This window comes from Aeromonas sp. HMWF014, assembly GCF_963878295.1.
Taxonomy (GTDB): Bacteria; Pseudomonadota; Gammaproteobacteria; order Enterobacterales; family Aeromonadaceae; genus Aeromonas; species Aeromonas popoffii.
Genome location: NZ_CAWNYS010000262.1, coordinates 3410 through 7508 on the forward strand (window position 1 = coordinate 3410; position 4099 = coordinate 7508).

At 60.7% G+C, this 4099-nt stretch carries 2 protein-coding genes and 1 riboswitch; of the genes, one reads left to right on the forward strand and one right to left on the reverse strand.

All coding sequences use genetic code 11. The features are described from left to right. Window positions 1–1243: Ig-like domain-containing protein (locus tag AAC083_RS23020; protein ID WP_258224656.1), on the reverse strand; the 1243-nt coding region annotated here is incomplete at its 3' end. A 145-nt stretch (window positions 1244–1388) separates the two neighbouring features. Continuing rightward, a riboswitch (cyclic di-GMP riboswitch) is annotated at window positions 1389–1474 on the reverse strand. Window positions 1475–1769: 295 nt separating this feature from the next. Between AAC083_RS23020 and AAC083_RS10620 the strand changes: the two genes are divergently transcribed. Continuing rightward, entirely contained in the window at window positions 1770–3914 is a 2145-nt protein-coding gene (locus tag AAC083_RS10620; RefSeq protein ID WP_108536563.1) for an ExeM/NucH family extracellular endonuclease, read from the forward strand. Window positions 3915–4099: the final 185 nt, after the last annotated feature.

A 4099-nucleotide genomic window follows, 5' to 3' on the forward strand; every position in this document is an offset into this window, starting at 1 on the left:
CAGTATTGACCGAGCAGTCGCCTTTGGTGGTGGCTGTGTAGAAGCCGCGGGTATCGGCCCAGCCCCCGACCGAAATGAGGGTCTTCACGTCCGGATACTGCTTCTTGTACTTCGACAGCAGGTTGAAGTGGCCCTGGTAGGCAAATTCAGGATCCATCTCGGCACCCGCAACCCCGCTCCAGGTCATCTTGGTGGCCGCGTCGTCTACCTTGATCAGGTGGCTCTGCTCATCCACCGCCGCGAAGGCATAGTTGATGTGGGTGATCTTGTCCCAGGGGATGTCGCTCACCAGATAGGCGGGCAGGCCATTCTTGCCGGTGCGCCAGGAGGTGAAGTAGCCGATGACCCGGCGGGCATGATCATCCCCCATGCACTCGTAACCGTCCGGGCGATAGATCTGACGGATATCGCAGGAGAGGTTGCCCCCTGTGGGCGGCAGAGCCGCCTCTTCTACCTGCAGATCAACCTGGGCCGACTCGCCCACCAGATTTTCCTTGTCGGTCGCTACCAGCTTTAGGCCGGCAGCCCCCTTGCTCTGGGGCGTCCAGTTGACCTGCCAGGGGGCGCTGACGTCCTCGCCCACCTTCTTGCCATCCACATAGAGCTCGACTCTGGCCACGTCATTGTTGGCATCGGTGACCTTGCCACTGACCGCCACGCTGCGACCCAGGGTCACCTTGGCGCCGCTGGTCGGGCTGCTGATGCTCACCCTGGGCGCCTCCGGCGCGACCACGGCGTTGACGTTGAAACTGGCATTTGCCTCGCCCAGCAGCTTGCCACCCTTGTCCAACCCACGAGATGTGAGTTGATGGGGGCCGACACCGGTGGCGACCCAGCTGGCAGACCAGGGTGATGCACTGCTCAATGCGACCTGCTTGCCATCGACCAGATACTCGACCTTGACCAAGGCACTACTGTTGCCGCTCAGGGTCACCGCCAAAGCCACGGGGGCGCCCTCGTTGAAAACGCTACCAGAGGCGAGCGAACTGATTGCAAGTCCGAGCACCGGTGGTGGCACCTCGCCGCCATAGAGCTTCCAGGCATCGGCCCAGACCACCCCCACCCCGGGGGCATAGTGATAGGGCGAGGCCCCGCACCAGCCGGAGTAGGGAAATTCCTTGCATTCGTAGAGGGAGCCTGCATTGCTGACCACATCGCCACTCTTGTAGGCGGTGCCAGCCTGATAGGCGGGATAAGACACGGCTTGTGCCCCGGCGGGCATGGCAGCCAGGGCCACAAGCATGGCAAGCCTGCTGGACCTAAAGGTCTGTTGCATATTGTTTCTTCCTTGTTTTGTCTTGGCATTGGTCACCAGGACAAAGAACAATCGCAACCTGCGTCATGGGGGCAGACAACTGGCAATGGACCTGCCACGACTCCACCATCCCTCAGGAAGCCCCGCACTCGAACTCGACTGAGCTGGAGACCGGAGGCATTGCGTCCCGGCATCTCGGCCGGATTGCCCTTTATCTGGGTTCCGTGAGGAACAAGATGAGTATAGAAATCAAGCAACCGGGCCTCAATCTTCATTCTCGAAGAAAAATATGTGGATGCCAGCCAGATCACAGTTGCTGCCTGGGTTGAGTTAACTTTTTTGTCATTAATTTCATACTGTTAGCCAAGTCAAAAAAACCGAGAGCGCTCTCATTTGCATCCCCGTAATGTGCGTTGGCTCACTGGTATGGCATGCCAGAAATGTGACAATGCGCGCCCTTGGCCGATGAGCCAAGGCGATGGAAACACTGGCAAAAAATAAAAAAGGAACCGTTATGAAAGGAACACGTACCCTGCTGTCGCTGGCCGTGGGGATTGCGATCGCCTCCCCATCCCTCCATGCCGCCAGCTTCAGCTGCCCGGCTGACAGTCTCCTCACCCCCATTCCCGTCATTCAGGGCAGTGGCAACAAGAGTCCGCTCATTCCCAGCGACAAGTTCGAGAGCCCCCAGAGCGTCATGGTCAAGGCGGTGGTCTCCGCGCTTGGCGAAAGCCTCAACAAGGGGTTCTACCTGCAAGATGTGCAGGGTGATGGCAACCCCCAGACCTCGGACGGCATCTTCGTCTACCTCAATGACAAGCACTTCGCCAGCAAGTACCCGGACATCAAGCCGGGCGCCGAAGTCTGCCTTGAGGCCAAGGTCGAGGAGTACTACAACCACACCCAGCTCAAGCCGGTCGTTGACAGCGGCATCCCGCGCCTGCAAGTCCTCGCCCAGAGGGCGGCCCCTGCCGCCGTGCCGCTGCGGGTACTGGAAAATGAGACCATGGCCCGGGCGCTGGAGCGTCATGAAGGGATGCGGGTGCGGCTGGATGCCGACAGCGCGCTCAAGATAAGCCGCAATTTCAGCTATGACTACGCCGCCAAACGCAACAACCTGGTGCTCTCCCACCAGGCGCCGCTGATGAAGCCGACCCAGCTGCACGATGCAGACAGCAAGGCCGCCAAGGCACTGGCCAAGGCCAACGCCAACAACCGGGTGTTCCTCGAATCCGACTTCAAGGCCGCCGATGGCAAGCTGCCCTGGCTGCCGGGCTGGGAGCCGGAGCAGGATTACCTGCGCATCGGCGACGCCCCGGTCAATCTGGATGCACTGGTGGGTTACAGCTACAACGAATACCGGCTGATAGTGCCGCAGGATCAGGTGATCACCGCCGGCGATCTGCTGCGCACCAGCGACAACGATCGCCAGAGCGCTCCGGCCCGTGCCGATGGCACCGACTTGCGCATCGGCAGCTTCAACGTGCTCAACTACTTCACCAGCCACTCCAGCGTGGGTGGCGCACTCAACGTACTGTGCAAGGATCAGGCGGATGCGGACGGCGCCAAGGGCTGCAACCGCGGTGCCAAGAACCTGGAGGACTTCCAGCTGCAGCGCACCAAGATAGTCAACGCCATCACAGAGATGGATGCCGACCTGCTCGGCCTGATGGAGATGGAGAACAATGGCTTTGACAGCCACTCCGCCATCAGTGATCTGGTGCAAAGCCTCAACGCCCGGCAGAAGGATGCCAGCAAGCAGTACGCCTTCGTGGCCCTGCCCAAGGCGCTGCTTGGCAACGAGCGCTTCTTCGGTGACGACGCCATCATGGTGGCCATGATCTACCGACCCGCCAGGCTGATGCCGCAGGGGGATGCCAGCGTCATCGCGCTGCCGGTACAAAAATACCAGGACGCGAAAGGGGTCGAGAAACAGGCCTCCCAGCGTGACGCTCTGGTGCAGCGTTTCACCGTCGAGGGCAGCAAGGAGCCGCTGACCCTGGTGGTCAACCACCTCAAGTCAAAGGGATCCGGCTGCCTGGAGAACCTGGATGGCAAGGAGCCGGCCGATCTGCAAGGCAAGTGCACCGAGTTCCGGGTCAGTGCCGCCAAGGTGCTGGGCGAGGCGGTGAGCACGCTGCCGGGCCAGGTGCTGCTGGTGGGGGATTTCAACTCCTACGCCAGGGAAGATGCGATCAGGGTGCTGACCGACTATGTGCCGACCGAGGGTCAGCGCAAGATAGTCTCCGCTTCCCAGACCTTCCTCGGCGATCAGGTCTATGAACAGACCGGCAGCGAGGTGAGCAAGGGCTACGGCCTGATCGACATGAACGTCAAGTTCAACAAGGAGAAGGCCATCTCCTACAGCTACGAGGCCGAACTTGGCACCCTGGACTATGCCCTCGCCAACCCGGCGCTGGCCAGCAAGGTCATCGCGGTCGCCGACTGGCACATCAACTCGTTCGAAAGCAACCTGTTCGAGTACGGCCGTGATTTCAGCGGCGACATGATCAAGTCCGGCAACCCGTTCAGCGCCTCCGACCATGATCCCATCATCGTCGATCTCAAGCTGAAAGAAGAGAGCAATGGCGGCGGCGGTGCCATGGGCGCCCTGCTGCTGGCCCTGCTGCCGCTGGCCTGGCGTCGTCGCCGCGGCTGATGCGGCATTGCCATCACGCCAAAAGCCCGCTGCGATGCGGGCTTTTTTACGGGCAAGAGACGGGCTGGACGAAAAATGAGCCAAAACAAAAAGGCCACCGCGATAACGGTGGCCTTTTGGCTTCTTGTTACAAGAAATTGGTGGAGCTACGCGGGATCGAACCGCGGACCTCTTGCATGCCATGC

Bases quoted from the DNA above. Each gene is read 5' to 3' on its own strand.
- AAC083_RS10620 (WP_108536563.1), top strand. From the start codon at position 1,770: ATGAAAGGAACACGTACCCTGCTGTCGCTGGCCGTGGGGATTGCGATC.